Raw genomic sequence first — 21,793 nt, 5'->3', positions numbered from 1 at the left:
AACACCACACCCGCAAGAGCGTCGATCTCCAGCACACCCCAGCCTGGCACCGGTGACGCATGGCTACCACCGATTACGGGACAGAGCCGTTAACTGGACACACCCACTCCGGCATGGCCTGGTGGGTTCGGAACGTCCTTACCCGCGGATCGGGAATCCCGACAAGATTGATCTCGCTAGGGTCGTCGTACTTCGCGGGGGTTTCGAGCCGGCGGGGTACGGCACCGACCGCGCCGAACGCGGCCGGAGACAGGCCCCCGCCCTTTCGAGCCACAACCGCGCGCTCAGCTGACGGCAGCGCCGAACCACTTGGGCAGCCGGCCGAGCAGCCCCTGCTGGTCTTCACCGACCCACGCCACGTGGCCGTCCGGCCGCAGCAGCACCGCGGGCACGTTCAGTTCCTCACTGACGTCGACGACGTGGTCGACCCGATCCGCCCAACCCGCCACCGAGAGCCGGCCGGTCTGGTCGAGCAGCAGCCCGCGGCCGCCGTGCATCCGCTCGTAGAGGCGTCCCCGTTTCAGCTCCATGTCCCGCATCCGCCGGCCGAGCAGTTCATGCCCCTCGCCGAAGTCGTAGCGGACCCCGATCGCGATGATCTTCTCGATCAGGTACCGGTTCACCTCCTCGAAGTCCATCAGTTCCGACAACAGCCGGCGCACTGACCGGGGGCCCGGCTCAAAAGAGAGCAGCTCCATCTGCGCGCGGGTGTTGTTCAGCACGTCGGCGGCCACCGGGTGCCGTTCGGTGTGATAACTGTCCAGCAGCCCCTCCGGCGCCCGGCCTCCGACCTCGGCGGCCAGTTTCCAGCCGAGGTTGAACGCGTCCTGGATACCGAGGTTGAGCCCCTGCCCGCCGGTCGGCGGGTGGATGTGCGCCGCATCGCCGGCCAGCAGCACCCGGCCGACCCGGTAGCGCTCGGCCAACCGGGTGGCGTCGCCGAAACGGGAGAGCCAGCGCGGTGAGTGCACGCCGAAGTCGGTGCCGGCGAAGGCCCGCAGCCGCTGTTTGAACTCCTCCAGGGTCGGCGGAACCGTGCGGTCCCCGGCCACCCCCTCGGCGGGCACGACGACGCGGTACACCCCGTCCCCGAGGGGTCCGGCGCCGAACCTCAGTTGGGTCCTGCGGACCTGTGCGACGATGGCGGCGACCGTCGCCGGATCCTCGGTCACCTTCATCTCGCCCAGCAGCGTCTCGACCCTGGTGGGCTCGCCGGGGAAGCCGACGCCGAGCAGCTTGCGCACCGTGCTGCGGCCGCCGTCGCAGCCGACGAGGTAGCGCGAGCGCAGCCGCGTGCCGTCGGCCAGTTCGACGGTCACCCCGTGTTCGTCCTGGTCGAGCCCGACCAGCTCGCACCCGCGCCGGATCTCCGCGCCGGCCTCGGTGGCGTGCTCGGCCAGCAGGCGATCGGTGGTGGTCTGCGGAATGCCGAGGACGTAGGGATGCGTGGTGTCCAGCCGGTCGGGCGAGGGCTTGTCGATGCCGGCGAAGAAACCGCCGACCGGGTACTTCTTGCCGTGCGTGAGGAACCGCTCCAGCAGTCCGCGCTGGTCCATCACCTCGATGCTGCGCACGTGCAGGCCGAGCGCGCGGACATACCTGGCCGGCTCCGCCTCCTTCTCCAGCACGAGCGTGTGCACGCCATGCAGCCGCAGCTCGCCGGCCAGCATCATGCCGGTCGGTCCGCCGCCGGCAACGATCACGTCAATCATGAACCCCCCATTCGACAAGGTCGCATTTCGGCCGGCCGCTCCATGTGGTCCGGTGGCTCGCACACCCGTGTCCTCGCGCCGGGTTTCCGTAACCGCACCGCGACTCCCACCGGCGGTTCGACGTCCCGCGAAACCCACACGTCGACAAAAGAACACGTACTTCGCGAATCCCTGATTTCCACAGGTTCTGGCCTCGGCCGACGATTCTGCGGCACGACCCGGGTCTTGCCGCAAGCCCCCCGGTGCGCTATACGTTGAGAGTGGCAAGGAGTGGATGACCTCCTTGCCTTTGCCTTTTGTCGCCCGGCTGTGGGCGGGCAGGCTCCTCCCGAAGCGGTGACGCGCCGCGTACGGCGACACCGCCGCCGGCTGGGGCGAGGAGACGACCCCGACGCCTCCGTCGAGGAGCACCCGATCGTCGCCATACGACAGATCAACGAGGCGTTGCTCGGCCTCATCGAGCGCAGCCAGACCTTCCAGCAGTGAGCAGCTCCAAGTCTGCGCGGCTCTGCGGGAGACGTCCAAAGACGTTGCGTCCAGGCCCGTCGTACTCGGCTGCCCGGCGGCTTGGCCACGGGCGGGAGAACAGCGCCCGAGCCGGACCGCTCCGCTTCGTCAGCCCGGTGATCTGCCATCGTGTGGGGCGCGCCCGACACGGCGGACGTTGCCGGTTCCGCAGTCCAGGCACACCACCCAGTCCCGCAGCTCGCCGTCTTGCTCCCAGACCTCACCGGCGACATTGCTCTGATCTTCGCCGCAGAAGAAACAGTTCCCCTCGCGGCCCTTCAGGCGCCGCATCGCATGCAACCGCTCGCCCTCATGGTGCTGGTAGCCCAGCCAGCCGCACCCGGAGCACTCCCACCACAGTTCGTGCCTGGGCTGTGGCTCCTGGCCGCCCCAGAGGCTGCGGCGACGCAGAACCCGCAGAGCCGTCAGCTTCCGCCGGCACCGTGCGCACTCCGGGCTCACGAGGTGAAGCCCGCGAGGTTCGTACAGTGCCATCACCGGGGTGCGGCCGGTGACGGTGAGGGAGTCACGCGCTTGGGAGATGAGCAGCGACATGCGGAACTCACCGGTCCTGGCCTCGATGTTGGTCGGCACTTCGGGAACGTCTCTCAGCACGGTGACGTCCCAACCGGCGGACACGAGCAGAAGCCGGGCGCCCTCCACCGGATCGACACCCGGCTCACCGTTCATGGCGTGCTGGACGTGCACGGAACAGGAGAACCGCAGCGGTTCCTCCCAATAGGTGATAGCCGGCGCCTCCGGTAGCGCCACCTCCAGGTCCTGATCTCCGGTCAGCTCCACGACGACCGACCGGACCTGGCCGCGCAGCCACCGAGCCGCCCGATCCAGCTCCTCACGCGCGCCCGGAATCCTCGTCATCACCACGTCCCGACATCGAAGCGTTCGCCGCGCCTCACCGGCGAACCGTACATACTTCCAAGCCCGACGCCAAGGCCTGGTCTTGTTCGCGAGAGTCGACCGCGGACGAGCCCGCCGGATCGGCAGCCGGGGGCCGGACCGTTGGGGAGTTCCTGGCGATCGAGCGGCCGCTGCGGCCCGGGGCGGCCACAGCGCGGGCAGTCCCGCTTGGCCGCCTCCTGCCGGGCTTCGCGGCGGCGGTCCCGACACGCCGTCACCCCTTTCGACCGGGCCGGCTGGCCGCACTCCGGGCAGAGTCGCGAGCAGGTCACCCACTTGCCGGTCTCGGCCTGTGAGGTCTTCCGGGCGTGCCGCCGGGTCCGCTTGGAGAGGAGGTGCCAGGCCGCGTCCTCCGACGGCACCCCGCGATGAAAGTTTCACCGGAAGCCGCTACGGGGCTTCCGACGAAAGGACCCCGCCGCCTCATCGAAGAGCACGCGAAACCACATCCCAGAGGGCCCGGTGCCCCGCTCCGGACGCCCCGTGGACACGCTCCCATACTCCAGGAGAGCGCTTCCTCCTATCCTTGCCCAATGGAACTAGCGGAGATCCGCACCTACCCCATCAAATCCACCAGAGGCATCTCCCGCCCATCCGCCCAGGTCCTCCCCTGGGGCCTGGAAGGCGACCGCCGCTGGGCCGTGGTGGATCCGCTGGGAGAACTGATCTGGGTAGGCGAACACCCCCGGCTTCTCTCGGTCTCGGCCGCCGAAACCCCCGAAGGCGGTCTTCGCCTGTCGGCGAAGGCCATGGGCGAACTCAAGGTCCCCCCGGCCACCGGCGACACGATCTCGCTAGGTTGCTCCAACCTCGACCGAGCCGTGCTCGCCCACGCCGACGCCCACGAATGGTTCACCCGCCTGCTCGGCAGACCCGCCCGCCTCATCTGGCTGGACGACCCCGGACGCCGGACCATCACCGAGAAACAGGGCGGCCTCTGGGACGGGCCCCTCATGCTCGTCTCCAGGAGTTCGCTCCAGCGCCTGGACGACTGGATCGCCGAAGGTGCCATGGAACGCCAGGAGCACCCCCCGGCCCCCCTCGACGTCGCCCGCCTCCGGCCCAACGCCATCATCGACGGCGCGGAACCCTTCGCGGAGGACACCTGGACGTCGGTCCGCATCGGCGAGGTCGATTTCCGCGTCTCGGGGTTGTGCGACCGCTGCGCCGCCACCATCTGGGACCCGGTCACTCAGGACCGCGGCAAGGAACCCCTGAGAACCCTGGCCAAACACCGCCGCTGGGACGGAGAGACCTGGTTCGGTATCCGCCTGGTGCCCAGGAACCTCGGCGAGCTGAGAGTCGGCGACGAAGTCCGGCCAGGCTAGCCGGTCAGGCGATTCAGGGCCGCCTTCGGCACCGCGGGATCGGTGGTCCGCCGGCAAGGCGGGAGCGGGTTGAGCAGGAGGCCGCCGTAGGGGACGGTGGCCAGGCGCGGGTCCAAGACGATCCGCGGGGTGTTCTCGTTTTTCCTGGGCGATCTCCTGGCGCAGGTGGCCGCACCGCGTCCTTCCACGATCACGGGACGCACCGCGAGCCCGGTCCCGCCTCCGAATCCGAGACGATCAGCGGTGGGCCGTTGCGATGAGGCGTCGCAGTGCGGCGTGGGCGGGTGGGCCCCACGTAGCCTTGCCGCCTGGGCGGCCGCGGACGCCGGCCTCTCCGATGAGGATGCCGGCGAGGGCCTGCCCCGCCGCCCATCCGCGGGCGCGGCGCAGGGTCGCGGCGTCCCGGGCCGGCCGGCAGGCGGCGTGGAAGAGATCGGCGGCGCCGTCCGGCAGCAGGGTCCACGCGGCGGCGAGGTCGCAGGCCGGATCGCCGGCGCAGAGGTCGCCGAAGTCGATCACGCCGCAGATCGTGCCGTCCGCGGTGAGGATGTTGGCCGGATGCAGGTCGCCGTGGAGCCACAGCGCCGGGCCTGCCCAGCCGGGCGCGGCGGCGGCGTCGTCCCAGACCGCGCGGACGGCGTCCGGGTCGGGGACGAGCCCCAGTTCGGTGGCCGAGGCGAGCTGTTTGGTAAATCCCTCAGAGCAGTCGGCCAGCGACCCTCCGCGGCCAAAGCGGCCCGCGGGCGCCTCATCGGGGGCGGGTTGGTGCAGAGCCGTCAGGAAAGCGGCCAGGACGTCGGCCGCCTCCGCGCCGCGCGTGACGGGGGTCCGGTCGGCAGGCTCGCCCGGCACCCAGGTGGTGACGATCCAAGGTCGTGGAAACAGGGTGGAGGGCTCGCCGAGGCGCCGCGGGACGGGAACGGGCAGAGGAAGGCGCGGGGCGAGGACGGGCAGCCAGGTGTGCTCCTTGCGCAGCAGCGCGTCCGCGGGCCGCGTCGCCCAGGGCAACCGGACGGCGAGGTCGTCGCCGAGCCGCCAGAGCTGGTTGTCCCAGCCACGCGCGCCGAGCCGCACAGGGCGATCGGCCAGGTCGGGGTGCTGGTCGCGCAGCAGATCCCGGACCAGCTCCGCGCTGATCTCGATCTCGGTGTGAGTCATACGGAGCAACAGTAGCCGGATGGCGGCCCGCCCGTTTCCTCACCGGTGCACGGCTCTCAGGACAGCGGATCCCAGGCTGTCAGCTGCCGCTCGGGGAGGTGGCGGGCGAGAGCACAGCACTGAGGGCGGCGGCACCGTCGAGGAGGGCTCTGGAGCGAGCCGCGATACCGGCGTCTCTGGCGGCCAGCACCGAGGCGACGTCCTCCAGCCGGCGGGCGCGCCGTAGCTCCGGCATGAGGGCACGAAGGGGTGCGATGCGGTAACCGGCCCTGCGCAGTTGGTGAACGATCCGTGCATCTCGCACCTGGTCGGGTGTGTATCGTCGCGTTCCCCGCGCGGGATCGCGGTCGGGGACGACAAGATCCTCGGCATCCCAGTGCCGCAGCGTCGAAGGGCGCACGCCGAGGGCGGCGGCGAGTTCGGAGACGCCCATCGAGTCCGATGCGCGCACGTCTTCGATCGGCTCGCTGGAGATTGTCCGGGCGGCCTCCCTGGCCTGCCTCAGTTCTGCGCGCTCTGCGTGGAGCCGGGCGTGCGCCGCGTCGAGAAGGGCGAGCACCTGCGAGGCAGGGAACCGGTGGACGGCCCTAACGATCTTCTTGGCCTCGATCGGGCCCGCGCCCGCCGCGAGGGCCCGATAGGCCAACGCGGACTGTAGATGTATCTCTCCATAGATCCGGTAGCCCGCGGCCGTGCGCGTCGCCGGCGGCAGCACACCGTCGCGTTCGAGGTTGCGCACCTGTTGAACGGAGTACCCGGCACGCCGAGCGACGTCGACGGTACGCATGTCCCGCGATTTGAGACCTGACACCCTGAAGCCCCTCATCCTCAGCCCCAAAGTCTCCATAAGCACTTTAATGCCACGCTAGAACACATGACCATAGACGAGATCATCGGCTTCATCGACGGCTTCGACGGCGTCTTGACCCTCAGGCCGGCCCCCGGCGACGGCTCGCCGGAGATCAGCTGGGGCGACACGTTCTTCTACTACGCGCCTGATGGTGTCATCCCGGCGACGACCCAGCCCTTCGCGACGGTCGTGACCAAGAACTACCCCGGCGACGAGGCATCGCGCCTGGACCGGCCGGACACCTTCCGCGTGAACATCTCCGCCGGTAAAGAAGCGTTCATCCGGTGGACCGGTCACGCACCACGCGAATCAGCCAGCACCGAGGTCGACCCCGGCGCTGCCGACACCGTGATCGCGCACCCCGTCTACGGCACCGTCGGCTGGCTGGCGGTGGTGAACCCGGGCTCGCGCACTGGAGCGGCAACCCGTGAGCTGCTGCGTACGGCCCATCACCTCGCGCGCTCGCGCCATGAGCGACGCGCTGGATCCACGGCGCGCTGACGTGGGGTGGCCCTGGAGATCATGGAGTTTCAGGTGGCGGTCCCCCCGGATCCAGCGCGTCCTGCCGGTTCCGACGTCGTTGCGCATCTCGAAGCCGGGGGTGTCGCGGTAGAAGGCCGGCGGCCTCCCCGGCCTCTTGCCAACCGGCGGCAACGGCTCCAGGGCGGCCCGCCGACCTCTCAGCCGAGCGGGCGGCCGGAGTCGTCCGCATCGCCGAAGCCCTTACCCATGGTTCCCGATGCCGCCCGGAGACGGTCGGCCATGACGCCGATCCGCCCGATCAGCTCCGGCGGTTCATGGACCTCGAACCCGATGTCCATCAGGGCGACCCACACGACGATCTCGTCGAGGTTGTTCGCACCGCACAGCAGGACACAGGTCTCCGCGTCGACGGGCTCCACCGCCCCCACCGTCGGCGGCATGTGCCCGGTCACGACCTCCGCCGGGGCGTGCATGGTGAGGCGCGCCTGGTAGCGGTACGGAGCACTGGAGATCGCCCGGGACATGTAGGCGGCGAGGTCCTCGTCAGGCGGGTCCCGGGGGACGAAGCGGGGCCCGTTCGGCGTCCTCAGGCGCAGCCGGTCGACCCGGTAGGTCCGCCAGTCCTCCTTGTCGATGTCCCAGCCCACGAGATACCACCGGCGCCCCGAATGCACGAGCCGATGGGGCTCGGCTGAACGGCGGCCCTCCCGCCCCTCGTGCGACCGGTAGTCGAAGCGCAGTCCCTCATGGTCCCGGCAGGCCGCGGCGATGGCGGTCAGCACCTCGGGGTCCACCGGCGCCGCGGCCCCCGGCATGGGCACGGTCATCGACTGCAGCGCGTGAACGCGATGCCGCAGCCGTGCGGGCAGCACTCGTTCGAGCTTCGCGAGCGCCCGCACGGATGTCTCCTCGATCCCGGCGACCGTTCCCCCGGCGGCCGTCCTCAGCCCCACCGCGACCGCGACCGCCTCGTCGTCATCGAGCAGCAGCGGGGGCAGGTCGGACCCGGCGCCCAGCCGGTAACCCGGCGTGCCGGCCATGGCGTGCACGGGATAGCCCAGTTCCCGCAGCCGGTCCACATCCCGCCGTACGGTCCGCGTCGTGATGCCGAGTCGCTCCGCGAGCTCCGCGCCGGACCAGTCCCGGTGGGTCTGCAGGAGGGACAGCAATCTGAGAAGTCGAGCCGAGGTCTCCAACATGCTGTCAATCCTGCCCGCATCCTAGGACCGGACCTGTCCTAACCGGCTCCTAACGTATTGGACATGGCGAAAATCACCCCGTTCCGCATCGATATCCCGCAGACCGACCTGGACGACCTCCGCGACCGCCTGGCCCGTACCCGCTGGCCGGACGAGCTGCCCGGCACCGGCTGGTCGTACGGCGTCCCGTCCTCGTACGCGAAGGAGCTGGCCGAGTACTGGCGGACGGCGTACGACTGGCGGAAACAGGAGGCGGCGCTCAACGAGCACCCGCAGTTCACCACCGAGATCGACGGCCAGAACGTCCACTTCCTGCATGTTCGCTCGCCCGAACCCGACGCGCTGCCGCTGATCCTCACGCACGGCTGGCCGGGCTCGGTCGCCGAGTTCATGAAGGTCATCGGACCGCTCACCGACCCGGCGGCGCACGGCGGCGACCGGTCCGACGCGTTCCACGTCGTCGCCCCGTCGATCCCCGGGTTCGGTTTCTCCGGTCCGACCACCGAGACCGGCTGGGACCTGCAGCGGGTCGCGCGGGCGTGGACGGAGCTGATGGACCGGCTCGGCTACCGGCGGTACGGCGCGCAGGGCGGCGACAGCGGCTCGGTCATCTCGCCGACACTCGGCCGCATCGCGCCCCAGAACGTCGTCGGCGTACATGTCAACGGCGCGCTCGGGTTCCCGAGCGGCGACCCGGCCGAGTTCGAGGGGCTGACCCAGGCGGAACTCGCCCGCCTCGGCCAGTACCAGGACCAGGACCGGGCCGGCTACGCGATAATCCAGGCGACCCGGCCGCAGACCCTCGCGTTCGGACTGCACGACTCGCCCGCGGCGCAGCTGGCGTGGATCGTGGAGAAGTTCAAGGAATGGACCGACCCGGCCTGTGGGCTGCCCGAGGACGCGGTGGACATCGACCAGATGCTCACCGACGTGAGCGTCTACTGGTTCACCGGGACCGCCGCCTCGGCCGCCCGCCTCTACAAAGAAGGGCAGAAGGGGTGGGGGGCGGTGACCGAGTACTCGGCACTGCCGCACGGCGTCGCCGTCTTCCCCGGCGACGCCGGAGTCCGGCGGATCGCCGAGCGCGAACACGACATCGTGCACTGGTCGGAGTTCGACCGGGGCGGCCACTTCGCCGCGATGGAGGCACCGGACCTGCTGGTCGCCGATGTCCGCGCGTTCTTCCGGCTGGTTCGCTGACCTCAGGTTCGCCTGACCTCGAACGGAACCAGGGGCCATAGTGATCACATGATGATGGAGAACGACAGGCGGTGGAACCACAACATCCATTACCACCCCCGCGTTCTCCGCGCGATCCACCATGGCGCCCAGCGCGCCCTCGACGTCGGTTGCGGCGAGGGCATGCTCGCCCGTGAACTGCGGCAGGCCGTGCCGCATGTCACCGCCATCGATCTTGACGCGCCCGGCATCGACCAGGCCCGAGAGCACCCGGACGACGTCGACTACATCCTCGGCGATTTCCTCACCCACCCCTTCGAGCCCGCCTCGTTCGACGTCGTCGCATCGGTGGCCACCTTGCACCACCTGGACGCCGCCACCGGGCTGGCTCGTATGCGCGACCTGCTGCGCCCCGGTGGCGTCCTGGCCGTCGTCGGCCTCGCCCGCAGCACCATGCCCGACGACCTGCCGCGTGAACTCGCCGGCGTCGCCGTCGGCGCCTTCCACCGCGCCACGAAGGGTCACTGGGAGCATCCCTCCCCCATGGTGTGGCCGCCACCGGTGACGTACCCGCAGATGCGAGCGCTGGCCGCCGAGATCCTGCCCGGCTCCCAGTACCGCCGCCATCTGCTGTGGCGCTACAGCGTCACCTGGCGCAAACCGCAGGACCGAGCAGGGTCGGCCGGCCAGGTCGCCGGTTGTGACGGCTCCCAGCGCAGCCGGGTCTCGCCCGGTGGCTGCACCGGGAGGAACGCCGCCTCGCGCAGCCGCCGGTTGGCCGGGGTGTCGGTGGCGTAGCCCCGCCCGCCGCTCGCGGTCGCCTCGAGTCGGGTGGCCGCCAGGGTGAGCCGGGCGGAGTCGTACCGCAGGCGGGTGATCTCGCGGGGGTCCGCAGCGGCGGGTGCGTGCTGCGCCCGCCGCGCCCGTTCGGCGGCCTCGGCCAGGCGGGCCGTCGCCTCCTCGAGGCCGGGTACGAGAACGGCGCCCTCTTCCCGGATGAGTCGGCGGGCCTCGTCCAGGGCCCGGCCCGCCGGGCCCAGGCAGAACGCGGTCCGCAACAGCAGGAGCACCGGCCGGACCGGTGGTTCGGCCCCGAACCTACGCCGGATGCCGGTGTCCGGCCGTTTTGCTTCAGGAGGAGAAGGAGTCGTTGGAAGCGATGGCCGCACTGTTCCACGACGACCTTCCCCCGGGAGGCTGAGCGGGCCTTGGCCGTACCGCCCGTGGCCCCGAGCGGTACGGCCAAGGCCCGTCGCGAGCCGACCCGGGGTGATCTTCCACAGGTCGTCAGCAGCAGCCGGTGTTCGCCGCGGCGCCGACCGGCCGGCCGGGGGCCTGGTCCCCGTCCGGGCCACAGGCGCAGGGCGTCGCCTGGCCCTGGGCGGCGGACTTGCCCAGGACGTCGGCGTCGGCCTTGACCACGTACACCTCCCATGGCTCGGCGCCGGGACCGGTCACCCACACCTTGTCCTGCAGGGCGTAACAGCAGGAGGTGTCGTTCTCCTCGAAGGTGGCCAGCCCGGCGTCCTTCAGCCGCCGGGTGGCCGCGGTGACCTGGTCGGTGTCGGTCACTTCGACGCCGAGGTGGTCCAGGCGGGTGTCGTGGCCGGCCTCGCCTTCCAGGAGCACCAGCTTCAGCGGGGGCTCGGTGATGGCGAAGTTGGCGTAGCCGGGGCGACGCTTGGCGGGTTCGGTACCGAACAGCTTGGAGTAGAAGGCGATCGAGCCTTCCAGGTCGGAGACGCGAAGAGCGAGCTGAACACGGGACATGCGAGTCCTCCTTCAACGGACGGACGCCGGGAATGGCGGTCACACTGTTTTGATAAACGTCAAATCAGCGATCCGACGTCAGCTTGCATGCTGATTAGATCTCTGTCAACTTAGAAGTATGTCGAAACAAGTGCTGCCGATCGTGGACCTCGCCGGGACCGGCCAGGCCGGGCAGGCGTGCTGCGCGCCACTGGTCTGCGAGCCGCTGAACGTGGCCGAGGCCGAGGAACTGGCGCCCTTGTTCAAGGCGATCGCCGACCCGGTACGGCTGCGCCTGCTGTCGCTGATCGCCTGCCACGAGGGCGGCGAGGCGTGCGTGTGCGACCTGACCGGCGCCTTCGAGGTGACCGGGCCGACCATCAGCCACCACCTGAAGGTGCTGCGCCAGGCCGGGCTGATCGACTGCGAGCGGCGCGGCACCTGGGTCTACTACTGGGCGAACCCGGGCGTGCTGGCGCGGCTGTCGGCGATTCTGGGGCCGCGCGTCACGGCGACGACGTGAGCGGCACCGCACAGGCACCGCCCGCACCGTGCTGATCTTCCTGGGCATCCCCTGATCGCGGGCTCGTACTCGGCGACACCGCCCCGCTGCTCGGCGTGCTCGGTGCGGCGCTGGTACCCGCCGGGGCGTTCCCGTTCTTGAGCGCCGCCTTCCTGCTTTCGGGGATCGGCAGCGGAGTCGCGAACCCGCAGTCGACCAGCATCCGGCAGATCGCCGTCGCCGAGAAGGTCCGGGGCCGGTCGACATGCGGTCGACGATGCGCGCAGTTCGGCGCCCCGAGCGTGGAGAAGGCGCTCGGGGCGCTGCCCGCGGTGACGGATTTCCGTCGGAGGTGGAAAGTCGCCGATCGGCCGGGTCCGCCGCGATCGAGGCGTCCGGCATCGAGTCCTCCCGCAGGCTCTGGGACATGACCTCGATCTCGCCGCATGGCGCCTACCCGCGAACCGCCGAAGGGTCCGGCCGTTTCAAGGACCGGTGCCCGGTTCTGAAACGGCGAGGGCGGAGCCGGTGGCGGTCTGGGCGAGCAGGGCGCCGGACAACACGATCAGCCCGCCCACGATCTGGAACGCACCGAGCGTCTCGCCGACCAGCGCCCAGGCCACGATCGCGCCGCCGATGACCTCCAGCGACGCCACGGTGGCGCCCACGGCGGCCGAGAGCCGCCGCACGGCGTGCACCCCCAGGATGTACGCGACCACGGTCGCCACCAGCACCATCCACAGGTACGCCACCAGCACCGGCAACATCCGGCCACCACCCGCGGCGGGCGTCGCGGAGACCATGAAGGCGTCCCACAGGATGTTCCAGGGCCGGGCGAACGGGGTCAGCACCACGGCCGCCCCCGTCATCCCCCAGGCGATGAGTCCGAGCGGGTCCACGTCGTCGCCAAAGCTATCGTTCATCAGGAAATATCCGGCAGAGCATGCCCCGGCCAGCAACCCCAGCAGCAGGCCCGGCACGTCCAGCCGTACCTCCCGCCAGACCTCGACGACGACCCCGAGGCCCACGACCGCGACGACCGCCCCGACGTACGCGGCCCGCGCGAGCCGTGCCTTTCGTACGAGCCGCACCCACGCCACCACCATCACCGGCGCCATGCACACCAGCAGCAACGCGATCCCCACCGGCAACCGGGTGATCGCGACGAAGTAGAGCAACTGCACCCCGGCCACCGCCATGACCGCATACAGCCCGAAGAACGGCAACCTGGAGCGGGGGATCCGCAACGCCCGCGGCCTGGTCACAGCCAGCGCGGCCACCAATAAAAGCCCCGCCCCCGCCATCCGCGTCCACACCGCCTCGATCGGCGTCAGCCCGGCGGTGATGAGGTATTTGGCCATCGGCCCCGAGAACGCGAAACACCACGAGGACACGAACGCGAGCGCGAGTCCCGCATGCCTCATTTCACACCGCCTGTGTCGTAACTACCGTCCAGCGGGCTTGACGCTGACATGTTCGGCGTCCCAGGCGCAACGGAATAAAGATCTTCGCGTGATCGCTGACGGCGGACGACGGTGGTGCGGGGACCTGGCCGTTCCGTACGGCGACGGACGATCAGCTTCCGATCTGCATCGTCGAGGAGGAACATCGGCGGCGGCCGGACCGGCGGCAACCGGTACCCGGTGCTCGGCCTCGGCACGGGGCAGGCCGCCGACCTCACCGCGCACACCAACATGATCGCTCCGCACCTGTACCGGCAGGCGACGATCGCACCGCCGAGGCAGCCCGACGGCCGGCGACACACCGAGGTGCGGCTGCGGCCTGTCGGTGCCCTACAGCAGCGGAAATGGGTTTACAGCGGCGCCGGTCGCACGGACTCGGCTACGTTTGCGCCGGCCGGTACGCGTTAACGGCGATGTGGGCGAATGAGCGGACCAGGGGACTCTCATGCTCGGTCGCCCAGGCGACGACAAGAAGGCTCGGGGGCATGTCGGTCAGGATCGCCCAGGTCAGCCCGTCGGGCAGGGCATGGGTGAGCGGCGCGATGCCGACCATGCCGTTCCAGAGGACGGCCTGCGTGCATTCGTTGACGGTGCGCACCACCGGGCCGGCAGGCCGTTCGCCGACGGACGTCGCCCCGTTCCAGTAGGCGCGCCAGACCGGGTCCGTGCCTTCTGGCAACTGGAACCAGGGACGGCCGGCGAGGTCGGCCAGGCACAGGGTGTCACGGCCGGCCAGCGGGTCGTCCGCGCGCAGGACGACCCCGACCGGGTCGGAACGCAGCACGCGCGTGCTGATGCCGATGTCGTCAAAGGGCAGTCGGGTGAGCGCCACATCGGCCAGGCCGTTGCGCAACCCCGTGGTGGGGTCGGTGAAGTCCGCCTCGCGGATCCGGATCGAGACCTTGGGATGGCGGCGGCGGAAGGTCGCGGCCAGGCGTGTGCCGGTCTCTCCTGCGCTGTCGGCGAGCGTGCCGATGGTGAGCGTCACGGCCCCGGCGGCTGCCGTCACCCGCGCGCGTGCCTGCTCGGCCTGTTCCAGCAACGTACGCGCCTCCATGTACAGCGCGTTCCCGGCGGGGGTGAGCTCGGCTCCGGTGGCCGAACGGCGCAGCAGCACGACGCCCAGGTCGGTCTCCAGTTGCTTGACGGCCCGGCTCAACGGTGGCTGCGACATGTGCAGCCGGGCGGCGGCCCGCCCGAAGTGTCGTTCCTCGGCAATGGCCACGAAGTAGCGCAGCAGGCGGAGCTCCATCATCAGCAAAGATACCGTTGCGGTATCGGGATTGCGGAATCGGTGTTGGACGCCGGGCACGCGCCGGCGGCAGGGTCGGAGCATGTCTTCCGAACCCCTCACCCACGAGCCGATCGTCGAGATCTCCCAGGTCCGGGAACTCGCCCGCGACCTGGTGGTGATCCCGAACCGCGGGGCGGAGCTCGTGCCCAACATCGGCGTCATCGGCGGCGACCACTCTGTGCTGGTCGTCGAGACCGGCATGGGACCGCGCAACGGCGAGAAGGTGCTCGCCTTCGCAACCGAGTACGCCAAGGGCCGCAAGCTCTACCTGACCACGACGCACTTCCACCCTGAGCACGCGTTCGGCGCGCAAGCCTTCGCGGGCGAGGCGACGTACCTCGTCAACGGCGCGCAGGCAGCGGACCTGGCCGGCAAGGGGCCGGGCTACCTCGAGATGTTCCGCGGCCTCGGCGCGCCGATCGCGCGGCAGCTGGAAGGCGTCGAGCCGGTCACGCCGGACGCGGTCTACGACGGCGCGTACGAGCTCGACCTGGGCGGCCGGGTCGTGCGGCTGCGTGCCACGGGACGCGCCCACAGCAAGGGCGACCAGGTGGTGACCGTCCCTGACGCGGGCGTGCTGTTCACCGGTGACCTGGTCGACGCCGGACAGTTCTCGATCTTCCCGTGGTTTCCGCCGTACGACACCGACGTCTCGGGGTTGCGCTGGATCGAGGTGATGCGCGGCCTGGTCGCGACCGGCCCGAAGGTGGTGGTGCCCGGCCACGGCGACATCTCCGGCCCGCAGTTGCTGGTCGATGTCCGTGACTATCTCGAGCTGCTGCGCGATGAGACCTGGGTGCGGCGCGACTCGGCTATGACCCAGGAGACAATCGTCGCGGAGGTCAAGGCGCTGATGATCGAGCGGCACCCGGAGTGGGTCGGCCAGGAGTGGATCGAAAAGGGCGTTGGCTGCTTCTGCGCGGAGCACGCGTGACGCGCCGGTAGCGCGGCATCTCCGCCTGCGCGAGGATCTTCGGCGTCCCGGAGGCGGACCTGCCCGCCATCTCGGCCGAACACGCGGGGCCGGTGTTCGTTGAGGAGGCGTCGCAGGCCGCGAGCACGGCAGCGCCGTCATCGTCGACCTGCCGCGTCCCTTCCGCAAGCGGGAGAGGCGGCGGTACGGCGAGGCCGACAGCGGCGTCGAAGGGGGGTCACACGACGGCGACGGCGTCGATCTCGACGAGGAAGCCGGGGCCCAGGCCGGCCACGACGTGGACCGTGATGGCCGGCGGCGGGTCGGCCCGGTTCCACACCTCCTGGAAGGCGGCCACCCCCTCGTCGAACGTGTGCCCGTCCACCACGGCGATGCGCCAGTGCACGATGTTCGCCAGGCTCGCCCCCTCGCTCTCCAGGATGGTCGTGAGGTTGCGGAACGCCTGCCTGGACTGCTCCCCGACCGTGGGACCGACGACCTTGCCGTCGGCGCCGACGCCGTTCTGCCCGCCGACGTAGATCGTCTTCGTCGGCTGTTCGACCACGACGGCCTGGCTGAAGGCCGGGCTGCGATGGAGCCCTTCGGGGTTGATGTGCCGTACACCCATGTGTCGCTCTCCTCTTGGCGATAACACCGGTCATACTGGTTTCGTTCGACACCAGTTATAGTAGTGTCATGCGAGCGAACGCAACCGGACGGGTGCTGCACGACCCCAAGGGCGGGTCGTTCCGGTTCGATGCCGGCGCCGTCTGCCTGGACTTCGCCCACACCGGCGGTGAGGGCCGATACGCGGTTTTCGAGACCCTGCACGAGCCTGCCGACCTCGGCGAATGGCTGGCCCAGCCGCCACTGGCCGCGGTCATGACGGTCCCCGTGGCGGCCCGCGAGCTGACCGCGGCCAAGACCCTCCGCCAGGCGATCTGGGACGCGGCACACGCCCAGGCGGCGCGTCACCCCCTCCCCGCCGGAACCGTCGCCACCATCAACCGGGCCGCGGCCGCGGCGCCGCTGATCCCCGCGCTCGCCGCCGACGGCACGACCGCGGGGTGGGCGCCGCCGGTGCGGGCAACGCAGGCACTGTCGACGCTGGCGCGGGAGATGATCGAACTGCTGTCCGGGCCGCTCGCCGAACGCATCCGCGAGTGCGCGAGCGACAACTGCCCGCTGGTGTTCGTCGACACCTCCCGCCCCGGCGCCCGGCGCTGGTGCGCGATGGAGCGCTGCGGCAACCGCCACAAGCTCCGGGCTCTCCGCGCCCGGCGGGCCACGGACCCGTGACGCAGCCTCAGGCACGGCGAACCCAGCGTTATCCCAGACCACCCACCGGGCCCGGCCGGCGCCGCGAAGACATGGTGTTCGAGGTGCTTGTCGGGCTACGCCTGGTACGCCGTGACAGCCGCTTCGTGATGCGCGTCGCAGGGGGTGACGGTGTCGAGACTTGTGCCGATGAGGAGCACCGGCCGGTCGCGCGGCGGGTCGGCGGCAAGCGGATCTGTCATCGAAGGTCCCAAAGGTCGAACCGATCGGTACCATCCCTTGCGCGCCGGTTGCCGAAGGCTTGACGATCGCCCCTGCCCGCACCCGCGCCGCCGTCGTCGAAGCGATGGTCCCGATGCCGCACGAGCGCGGACTCGACGGCGTCGGCGACGGCGAGCCCGAGGTCCGAACCTCCGCGGCCGCCCGGCGCCAGGTCGAGGCCGGTCACCCACAAAGGAAACGTTCGTGCGACCACCTGTGAACTCGCCGTCAGGTGCTACGGCGTCCCCAGATAGGTGTCGAGCGCGCCCGCGCCCGCCAGCATCGCCAAGCCCCGCGCCGTCAGCCGGTCGCGCCACTCCCGCAGCGTCGCCTGCAGCGGTTCCGCTCCGCCCGCCGCCCGCACCTGCTCCAGCACCCGCGCGATCTGCTCCAGCCCGTGCCCGCCCCGCCGCAACTGGTGGGCCAGCAGCACGTCACGCACGTCGGCGGAGGTGTAGACGCGGTAGCCGGTGCGCGGGTCGCGCCGGGGCACGATCAGCCCGGCCCGCTCCCATTTGCGCAACGTCGCCGGCCGGATACCGAGCCTGCGCGCCAGCGGCCCGATGAACGTCACCCCCGGCTCCAGCTCACGCGGCGGCGCCAGGTCGCCCAGTGCCCGCTCCACGGCCTCCAGCGTGCACCGGTCGTCGGCCAGTTGCGCGTGGCTCTCGTCGATCAGCCGCAGCGCCTCCTCGGCCGCGCCGCCGTTCACGGCCCGCATGATGGCCCCCGCGGCCGCGTGGCCGTGCGCGGGGATCAGCACCAGGAACGTCCGCAACGCCGCCGCGTGGCGCGGAGCGTAGACGCGGTAGCCGTGCGGCGAGCGCTCGGCCGGCGGCAGGATCCCCGCCTCCTCGTAGTTGCGCACCGCCTGCGTGGACAGGCCATGCTCGCGCGCCAGATCGATGGGTCGCAACCGCATTTTGAAGGTAGGCTCTCGTCAACAGCGGGAAATACCGCCAAAGTTTACACCTATGGCGCAACGATACCGTTGAAGGCATGACAGCCTTGGATGGCAGGTCAGGCGGTGGCCAGGTCCTCGTTGCGCAGGCGCGTCTGCTTGCTCCTCGCCATGAACCGGCGCAGCCTTGGACTGCCGAAGATCACCCGCCGCGACCCCGGCTTGCGGTTGCCGTCCACGGAGTGGGGTGGGACACCAGCGGCGCTGGGCGACTCCCGCGCGACGTACGATTCGCATGTGACCAGCAGACCCGCCACGGCGCAACACCTGCGCGACCTCGCGCGGCTGCGCCGTGTCCGCGACCGGATCGACCGGGAGTACGCGCAGCCGCTGGACGTCGAGGCGCTGGCCCGAGGCGTGCACATGTCGGCCGGGCACCTCAGCCGCGAGTTCCGGCGCGCCTACGGCGAGTCGCCCTACGGCTACCTGATGACGCGTCGTATCGAGCGCGCGATGGCGCTGCTGCGCCGTGGCGACCTCAGCGTCACCGAGGTCTGCTTCGCGGTCGGCTGCTCGTCGCTGGGCACCTTCAGCACCCGCTTCACCGAACTGGTCGGTGCGCCGCCCAGCGTCTACCGGCGCCAGGCGGCGGAGGCGACCGCGGGAATGCCGTCCTGCGTGGCGAAGCAGGTGACCAGACCGATCAGGAATCGAGAAGCGCGGGCCCCCGAGCCGCACCTAGCGTGACTGCCATGGACATCACCATTCACACGAGCTTCCTCCCGCACGACGACCCGGACGCCTCCCTGGCCTTCTACCGCGACACCCTCGGCTTCGAGGTCCGCAACGACGTCGGACAGGGCACAATGCGCTGGATCACGGTCGGCCCCGCCGGGCAGCCCGGCACCTCCATCCTCCTGGCCCCGCCGGCCACCGACCCCGGCGTCACCGACGACGAGCGCCGCACCATCGCCGAGATGATGGCCAAGGGCACCTACGGCTGGATCCTGCTGGCCACCCCCGACCTCGACGGCACCTTCGAGAAACTGCAGGCCGGCGACGCCGAGGTCGTCCAGGAGCCGACCGAGCAGCCGTACGGCATCCGCGACTGCGCCTTCCGCGACCCCGCGGGCAACCTGGTCCGCATCCAGGAGGTCCGCTGAACCGTCCGGCGATCGCAGCCGTGATCCGCACAGACGGCACCGTGCGGGAGCCCGCGCACGACGCCGACGGCGGCCATCTGGAGCCACCGCCGCCGGACCCTGACGGCAGCGTCCCCGAGCCGCTTCACGACCGATGAGTGCCGCCCCCGCTCCCCCGCCCAGCGTCGTCGCGCCACCGAGCAATCGATGTCCGGGGGAACGAGTCGCGCCCCCGGCTGACGCGGTGGGCTGCTGCCGTGACCGCTCCGCTGAAGGAAAAACCAGACGTACTACTTGAAACTGGTTAGATCAAGCCAGGCCACACCGACGAAGACCGCGAAGGCGACCTCGCCTAACAGATGGAGACACGATGAGCACGGCCCCCATGCCGGACCCGCAGTCGCCTGCGCTACCCGCTGCCGACAGCCACGATCTGATCCGTGTGCACGGCGCGCGTGTGAACAATCTCAAGGACGTCAGCGTCGAGATCCCGAAGCGCCGGCTGACGGTGTTCACCGGCGTGTCCGGCTCGGGCAAGAGCTCGCTGGTGTTCGGCACGATCGCCGCGGAGTCACAGCGTCTGATCAACGAGACCTACAGCGCCTTCGTGCAGGGCTTCATGCCGACGCTGGCGCGGCCCGACGTCGACGTCCTTGAAGGGCTGACGACCGCGATCCTCGTCGACCAGGAGCGGATGGGGGCCAACCCCCGCTCCACGGTCGGCACCGTCACCGACGCCAACGCGATGCTGCGCATCCTCTTCAGCCGACTCGGCCGGCCGCATATCGGCTCACCCCAGGCCTTCTCCTTCAACGTCGCCTCCATCAGCGGAACGGGTGCGGTCTCGTTCGAGCGCGGCGGGAAGAGCATGAAGGAGCGGCGCGACTTCAGCATCACCGGCGGCATGTGCCCGCGCTGCGAGGGCATGGGCCGGGTCACCGACATCGACCTGTCCCAGCTCTACGACGACTCCAAGTCGCTCAGCGAGGGCGCGCTCACGATCCCCGGCTACAGCATGGACGGCTGGTACGGCCGGATCTTCAGCGGTTGCGGCTTCTTCGACCCCGACAAGCCGATCCGCAAGTACACCAAGGCCGAGCTCCACGACCTGCTCTACAAGGAGCCGACCAAGATCAAGGTCGATGGCATCAACCTGACGTACGAGGGCCTGGTCCCGAAGATCCAGAAGTCGATGCTGTCCAAGGAGAAGGAGGCGCTGCAGTCGCACGTCCGGGCCTTCGTGGAGCGGGCGGTGACGTTCACCTCCTGTCCCGAGTGCGGCGGTACCCGGCTCAGCGAGGCGGCCCGATCCTCCAAGATCAAGGGGATCAGCATCGCCGACGCCTGCGCGATGCAGATCAGCGACCTTGCCGAATGGGTCCGCGACCTCGGCGAGCCGTCGGTGGCGCCGCTGCTCACCGCGCTGCGGCAGTCCCTCGACTCGTTCGTGGAGATCGGGCTGGGCTACCTGTCGCTGGAGCGGCCGTCGGGCACGCTGTCGGGCGGCGAGGCACAGCGCGTCAAGATGATTCGCCACCTCGGCTCCTCGCTCACCGACGTCACCTACGTCTTCGACGAGCCCACCATCGGCCTGCACCCCCATGACATCCAGCGGATGAACGGCCTGCTGCTGCGGCTGCGGGACAAGGGCAACACGGTGCTCGTCGTGGAGCACAAGCCGGAGACGATCGCGATCGCCGACCACGTCGTCGACCTCGGCCCCGGCGCCGGTACGGCGGGCGGCACCGTCTGCTTCGAGGGCACCGTCGAGGGGCTCCGAACCGGAGCCACCCTCACCGGCCGCCATCTCGAGGACCGGGCCGCCCTCAAGAAGACGGTGCGCACCCCCACCGGCACTCTGGAGATCCGCGGCGCCACCCGTCACAACCTGCGCGACGTCGACGTCGACATCCCGCTCGGCGTCCTTTGCGTCGTCACCGGTGTCGCCGGCTCCGGCAAAAGCTCGCTGATCCACGGATCGATCCCCGCCGGTGCGGGTGTCGTCTCGGTCGACCAGGGTGCGATCCGCGGCTCGCGGCGGAGCAGCCCGGCGACCTACACCGGACTGCTCGACCCGATCCGCAAGGCGTTCGCGAAGGCCAACGGTGTGAAGCCCGCATTGTTCAGCGCCAACTCCGAGGGCGCCTGTCCCAACTGCAACGGCGCCGGCGTCATCTACACCGACCTGGCGATGATGGCCGGCGTCGCCACCACCTGCGAGGAGTGCGAGGGCAAGCGGTTCCAGGCATCGGTGCTGGACCACCACCTCGGTGGCCGCGACATCAGCGAGGTGCTCGCGATGTCGGTGACCGAGGCCGGAGAGTTCTTCGGCGCCGGCCAGGCGCGCACGCCGGCCGCGCACGCCATCCTCGACCGGCTCGCCGACGTCGGGCTCGGCTACCTCAGCCTCGGCCAGCCGCTCACCACGCTGTCCGGCGGCGAGCGGCAGCGGCTCAAGCTGGCCACCCACATGGCCGACAAGAGCGGCCTCTACGTCCTCGACGAGCCGACCACCGGCCTGCACCTCGCCGACGTCGAGCAGTTGCTCGGCCTGCTCGACCGGCTCGTCGACTCCGGCAAGTCGGTCATCGTCATCGAGCACCACCAGGCGGTCATGGCGCACGCCGACTGGATCATCGATCTCGGTCCCGGCGCCGGCCACGACGGCGGCCGGATCGTCTTCGAGGGCACACCCGCCGACCTCGTCGCCGCCCGCTCCACCCTCACCGGCGAACACCTCGCGGCCTACATCAGCACCTGACCGAGGCCCTCGCGGACACCGTGAGACGAGTTCTCCCACCCGCGCGTCTGCGGGAAGGTGCGCAACGTGGTGCACGCGCCGAAGCGCGCGCCATCGGCGTGGGCGTCGGACAGCGAATCGACGGCCGACCCGCCCTTGGTGCGGAAGGTCGGCTCCAGCGGCAGGCCCGTGCCGGTGGCCACCGGGCTCCGGTGC

General features: G+C 70.5%; 25 protein-coding genes. 12 read left to right on the top strand and 13 right to left on the bottom strand.

Annotation, left to right across the window (positions count from 1 at the left end; all coding sequences use genetic code 11):
* Nucleotides 1-284: 284 nt before the first annotated feature.
* Complete coding sequence (gene rox / locus AB0J58_RS40550; protein ID WP_364226118.1) at nt 285-1,712, bottom strand: rifampin monooxygenase; 1,428 nt, start codon at nt 1,710-1,712, stop codon at nt 285-287.
* Between the two features lie 336 nt (nt 1,713-2,048).
* On the opposite strand from rox, the gene AB0J58_RS40545 reads away from it, so the two are divergent.
* On the top strand, nt 2,049-2,198 hold the full coding sequence (locus AB0J58_RS40545; protein ID WP_364226115.1) for a hypothetical protein: 150 nt from the start codon (nt 2,049-2,051) through the stop codon (nt 2,196-2,198).
* 129 nt (nt 2,199-2,327) lie between these two features.
* Here AB0J58_RS40545 and AB0J58_RS40540 read toward each other — a convergent pair whose 3' ends face one another.
* Entirely contained in the window at nt 2,328-3,098 is a 771-nt protein-coding gene (locus AB0J58_RS40540) for a hypothetical protein (protein ID WP_364226112.1), read from the bottom strand.
* A gap of 572 nt (nt 3,099-3,670) precedes the next feature.
* Here AB0J58_RS40540 and AB0J58_RS40535 point away from each other — a divergent pair.
* Nucleotides 3,671-4,465, top strand: coding sequence for an MOSC N-terminal beta barrel domain-containing protein (locus AB0J58_RS40535; protein WP_364226109.1), 795 nt, complete (start codon nt 3,671-3,673; stop codon nt 4,463-4,465).
* Here AB0J58_RS40535 and AB0J58_RS40530 read toward each other — a convergent pair.
* The 3 genes from AB0J58_RS40530 to AB0J58_RS40520 all read right to left on the bottom strand — a co-directional run bounded on the left by AB0J58_RS40530 (nt 4,462) and on the right by AB0J58_RS40520 (nt 6,410).
* Entirely contained in the window at nt 4,462-4,659 is a 198-nt protein-coding gene (locus AB0J58_RS40530) for a hypothetical protein (protein WP_364226106.1), read from the bottom strand. The genes AB0J58_RS40535 and AB0J58_RS40530 overlap by 4 nt on opposite strands.
* A 43-nt stretch (nt 4,660-4,702) precedes the next feature.
* The gene (locus AB0J58_RS40525; RefSeq protein WP_364226103.1) at nt 4,703-5,623 is read right to left on the bottom strand and encodes an aminoglycoside phosphotransferase family protein; all 921 of its coding nucleotides are present in this window, start codon (nt 5,621-5,623) and stop codon (nt 4,703-4,705) included.
* A 79-nt stretch (nt 5,624-5,702) separates the two neighbouring features.
* Nucleotides 5,703-6,410, bottom strand: a complete 708-nt coding sequence (locus AB0J58_RS40520; RefSeq protein ID WP_364226100.1) for a MerR family transcriptional regulator — start codon at nt 6,408-6,410, stop codon at nt 5,703-5,705.
* Nucleotides 6,411-6,497: 87 nt separating this feature from the next.
* On the opposite strand from AB0J58_RS40520, the gene AB0J58_RS40515 reads away from it, so the two are divergent.
* Nucleotides 6,498-6,974 carry a DUF6194 family protein gene (locus AB0J58_RS40515; protein ID WP_364226097.1) on the top strand — a complete coding sequence of 159 codons (477 nt, stop codon included), beginning with the start codon at nt 6,498-6,500 and terminating at the stop codon, nt 6,972-6,974.
* A 179-nt stretch (nt 6,975-7,153) separates the two neighbouring features.
* Here the strand turns inward: AB0J58_RS40515 and AB0J58_RS40510 are convergent, their stop codons facing one another.
* On the bottom strand, nt 7,154-8,155 hold the full coding sequence (locus AB0J58_RS40510; protein ID WP_364226094.1) for a WYL domain-containing protein: 1,002 nt from the start codon (nt 8,153-8,155) through the stop codon (nt 7,154-7,156).
* Between the two features lie 63 nt (nt 8,156-8,218).
* Here AB0J58_RS40510 and AB0J58_RS40505 point away from each other — a divergent pair, with 63 nt between their 5' ends.
* Nucleotides 8,219-9,355, top strand: coding sequence for an epoxide hydrolase family protein (locus tag AB0J58_RS40505; protein ID WP_364226093.1), 1,137 nt, complete (start codon nt 8,219-8,221; stop codon nt 9,353-9,355).
* A gap of 48 nt (nt 9,356-9,403) precedes the next feature.
* Entirely contained in the window at nt 9,404-10,132 is a 729-nt protein-coding gene (locus tag AB0J58_RS40500; RefSeq protein WP_364226091.1) for a class I SAM-dependent methyltransferase, read from the top strand.
* Between the two features lie 489 nt (nt 10,133-10,621).
* Here the strand turns inward: AB0J58_RS40500 and AB0J58_RS40495 are convergent, their stop codons facing one another.
* Nucleotides 10,622-11,104: an ArsI/CadI family heavy metal resistance metalloenzyme gene (locus AB0J58_RS40495; RefSeq protein ID WP_364226090.1), complete on the bottom strand. Its 483-nt coding sequence runs from the start codon at nt 11,102-11,104 to the stop codon at nt 10,622-10,624.
* 118 nt (nt 11,105-11,222) lie between these two features.
* Here AB0J58_RS40495 and AB0J58_RS40490 point away from each other — a divergent pair, with 118 nt between their 5' ends.
* Complete coding sequence (locus AB0J58_RS40490) at nt 11,223-11,606, top strand: metalloregulator ArsR/SmtB family transcription factor (RefSeq protein ID WP_364226089.1); 384 nt, start codon at nt 11,223-11,225, stop codon at nt 11,604-11,606.
* Nucleotides 11,607-12,070: 464 nt separating this feature from the next.
* Here the strand turns inward: AB0J58_RS40490 and AB0J58_RS40485 are convergent, their stop codons facing one another.
* Both AB0J58_RS40485 and AB0J58_RS40480 read right to left on the bottom strand, forming a co-directional pair.
* Nucleotides 12,071-13,009 carry an EamA family transporter gene (locus AB0J58_RS40485; RefSeq protein ID WP_364226088.1) on the bottom strand — a complete coding sequence of 313 codons (939 nt, stop codon included), beginning with the start codon at nt 13,007-13,009 and terminating at the stop codon, nt 12,071-12,073.
* Between the two features lie 418 nt (nt 13,010-13,427).
* Nucleotides 13,428-14,303, bottom strand: a complete 876-nt coding sequence (locus AB0J58_RS40480; protein WP_364226085.1) for a LysR substrate-binding domain-containing protein — start codon at nt 14,301-14,303, stop codon at nt 13,428-13,430.
* A 79-nt stretch (nt 14,304-14,382) separates the two neighbouring features.
* Here AB0J58_RS40480 and AB0J58_RS40475 point away from each other — a divergent pair, with 79 nt between their 5' ends.
* Nucleotides 14,383-15,276 (top strand): MBL fold metallo-hydrolase, encoded by an 894-nt coding sequence (locus AB0J58_RS40475; protein WP_364226083.1) that lies wholly within the window; start codon nt 14,383-14,385, stop codon nt 15,274-15,276.
* A gap of 217 nt (nt 15,277-15,493) precedes the next feature.
* Here the strand turns inward: AB0J58_RS40475 and AB0J58_RS40470 are convergent, their stop codons facing one another.
* Nucleotides 15,494-15,883, bottom strand: coding sequence for a RidA family protein (locus AB0J58_RS40470; protein WP_343981521.1), 390 nt, complete (start codon nt 15,881-15,883; stop codon nt 15,494-15,496).
* A 68-nt stretch (nt 15,884-15,951) separates the two neighbouring features.
* Between AB0J58_RS40470 and AB0J58_RS40465 the strand changes: the two genes are divergently transcribed.
* Nucleotides 15,952-16,554, top strand: coding sequence for a CGNR zinc finger domain-containing protein (locus AB0J58_RS40465; protein ID WP_364226080.1), 603 nt, complete (start codon nt 15,952-15,954; stop codon nt 16,552-16,554).
* A gap of 95 nt (nt 16,555-16,649) precedes the next feature.
* Here AB0J58_RS40465 and AB0J58_RS40460 read toward each other — a convergent pair whose 3' ends face one another.
* The gene (locus AB0J58_RS40460; protein WP_364226077.1) at nt 16,650-16,775 is read right to left on the bottom strand and encodes a hypothetical protein; all 126 of its coding nucleotides are present in this window, start codon (nt 16,773-16,775) and stop codon (nt 16,650-16,652) included.
* 59 nt (nt 16,776-16,834) lie between these two features.
* On the opposite strand from AB0J58_RS40460, the gene AB0J58_RS40455 reads away from it, so the two are divergent.
* On the top strand, nt 16,835-17,014 hold the full coding sequence (locus AB0J58_RS40455; RefSeq protein ID WP_364226075.1) for a hypothetical protein: 180 nt from the start codon (nt 16,835-16,837) through the stop codon (nt 17,012-17,014).
* A gap of 15 nt (nt 17,015-17,029) precedes the next feature.
* Here the strand turns inward: AB0J58_RS40455 and AB0J58_RS40450 are convergent, their stop codons facing one another.
* Nucleotides 17,030-17,716, bottom strand: a complete 687-nt coding sequence (locus tag AB0J58_RS40450) for a TioE family transcriptional regulator (RefSeq protein ID WP_364226072.1) — start codon at nt 17,714-17,716, stop codon at nt 17,030-17,032.
* A 276-nt stretch (nt 17,717-17,992) separates the two neighbouring features.
* Between AB0J58_RS40450 and AB0J58_RS40445 the strand changes: the two genes are divergently transcribed.
* The 3 genes from AB0J58_RS40445 (at nt 17,993) to AB0J58_RS40435 (ending at nt 21,598) form a co-directional block, all read left to right on the top strand.
* Nucleotides 17,993-18,442, top strand: a complete 450-nt coding sequence (locus AB0J58_RS40445; RefSeq protein ID WP_364226069.1) for a helix-turn-helix transcriptional regulator — start codon at nt 17,993-17,995, stop codon at nt 18,440-18,442.
* A 5-nt stretch (nt 18,443-18,447) separates the two neighbouring features.
* The gene (locus tag AB0J58_RS40440) at nt 18,448-18,858 is read left to right on the top strand and encodes a VOC family protein (RefSeq protein ID WP_364226067.1); all 411 of its coding nucleotides are present in this window, start codon (nt 18,448-18,450) and stop codon (nt 18,856-18,858) included.
* Between the two features lie 349 nt (nt 18,859-19,207).
* Nucleotides 19,208-21,598: an excinuclease ABC subunit UvrA gene (locus tag AB0J58_RS40435; protein WP_364226065.1), complete on the top strand. Its 2,391-nt coding sequence runs from the start codon at nt 19,208-19,210 to the stop codon at nt 21,596-21,598.
* On the opposite strand, the gene AB0J58_RS40430 is transcribed toward AB0J58_RS40435, so the two are convergent.
* Nucleotides 21,583-21,793 (bottom strand): hypothetical protein (locus AB0J58_RS40430; RefSeq protein WP_364226063.1); only part of this gene is annotated, 211 nt, incomplete at its 5' end. The two genes, AB0J58_RS40435 and AB0J58_RS40430, sit on opposite strands and share 16 nt — an antisense overlap.

It is taken from the genome of Streptosporangium sp. NPDC049644 (assembly GCF_040675205.1).
GTDB classification, from domain to species: Bacteria; Actinomycetota; Actinomycetes; order Streptosporangiales; family Streptosporangiaceae; genus Streptosporangium; species Streptosporangium fukuiense.
This window is presented reverse-complemented; position numbering and strand designations above follow the sequence as displayed.

Excerpts from the sequence above, each read along its gene's own strand:
- AB0J58_RS40505 (WP_364226093.1), top strand. The coding sequence starts at position 8,219 with ATGGCGAAAATCACCCCGTTCCGCATCGATATCCCGCAGACCGACCTG.
- AB0J58_RS40535 (WP_364226109.1), top strand. The coding sequence starts at position 3,671 with ATGGAACTAGCGGAGATCCGCACCTACCCCATCAAATCCACCAGAGGC.
- AB0J58_RS40495 (WP_364226090.1), bottom strand. The coding sequence starts at position 11,104 with ATGTCCCGTGTTCAGCTCGCTCTTCGCGTCTCCGACCTGGAAGGCTCG.
- AB0J58_RS40435 (WP_364226065.1), top strand. The coding sequence starts at position 19,208 with ATGAGCACGGCCCCCATGCCGGACCCGCAGTCGCCTGCGCTACCCGCT.
- AB0J58_RS40485 (WP_364226088.1), bottom strand. The coding sequence starts at position 13,009 with ATGAGGCATGCGGGACTCGCGCTCGCGTTCGTGTCCTCGTGGTGTTTC.
- AB0J58_RS40510 (WP_364226094.1), bottom strand. The coding sequence starts at position 8,155 with ATGTTGGAGACCTCGGCTCGACTTCTCAGATTGCTGTCCCTCCTGCAG.
- AB0J58_RS40470 (WP_343981521.1), bottom strand. The coding sequence starts at position 15,883 with ATGGGTGTACGGCACATCAACCCCGAAGGGCTCCATCGCAGCCCGGCC.
- AB0J58_RS40440 (WP_364226067.1), top strand. The coding sequence starts at position 18,448 with ATGGACATCACCATTCACACGAGCTTCCTCCCGCACGACGACCCGGAC.
- AB0J58_RS40515 (WP_364226097.1), top strand. The coding sequence starts at position 6,498 with ATGACCATAGACGAGATCATCGGCTTCATCGACGGCTTCGACGGCGTC.
- AB0J58_RS40525 (WP_364226103.1), bottom strand. The coding sequence starts at position 5,623 with ATGACTCACACCGAGATCGAGATCAGCGCGGAGCTGGTCCGGGATCTG.
- AB0J58_RS40490 (WP_364226089.1), top strand. The coding sequence starts at position 11,223 with ATGTCGAAACAAGTGCTGCCGATCGTGGACCTCGCCGGGACCGGCCAG.
- AB0J58_RS40520 (WP_364226100.1), bottom strand. The coding sequence starts at position 6,410 with ATGCGTACCGTCGACGTCGCTCGGCGTGCCGGGTACTCCGTTCAACAG.
- AB0J58_RS40450 (WP_364226072.1), bottom strand. The coding sequence starts at position 17,716 with ATGCGGTTGCGACCCATCGATCTGGCGCGCGAGCATGGCCTGTCCACG.
- AB0J58_RS40475 (WP_364226083.1), top strand. The coding sequence starts at position 14,383 with ATGTCTTCCGAACCCCTCACCCACGAGCCGATCGTCGAGATCTCCCAG.
- AB0J58_RS40500 (WP_364226091.1), top strand. The coding sequence starts at position 9,404 with ATGATGATGGAGAACGACAGGCGGTGGAACCACAACATCCATTACCAC.
- AB0J58_RS40480 (WP_364226085.1), bottom strand. The coding sequence starts at position 14,303 with ATGATGGAGCTCCGCCTGCTGCGCTACTTCGTGGCCATTGCCGAGGAA.
- AB0J58_RS40540 (WP_364226112.1), bottom strand. The coding sequence starts at position 3,098 with ATGACGAGGATTCCGGGCGCGCGTGAGGAGCTGGATCGGGCGGCTCGG.
- AB0J58_RS40465 (WP_364226080.1), top strand. The coding sequence starts at position 15,952 with ATGCGAGCGAACGCAACCGGACGGGTGCTGCACGACCCCAAGGGCGGG.
- rox (WP_364226118.1), bottom strand. The coding sequence starts at position 1,712 with ATGATTGACGTGATCGTTGCCGGCGGCGGACCGACCGGCATGATGCTG.
- AB0J58_RS40460 (WP_364226077.1), bottom strand. The coding sequence starts at position 16,775 with ATGACAGATCCGCTTGCCGCCGACCCGCCGCGCGACCGGCCGGTGCTC.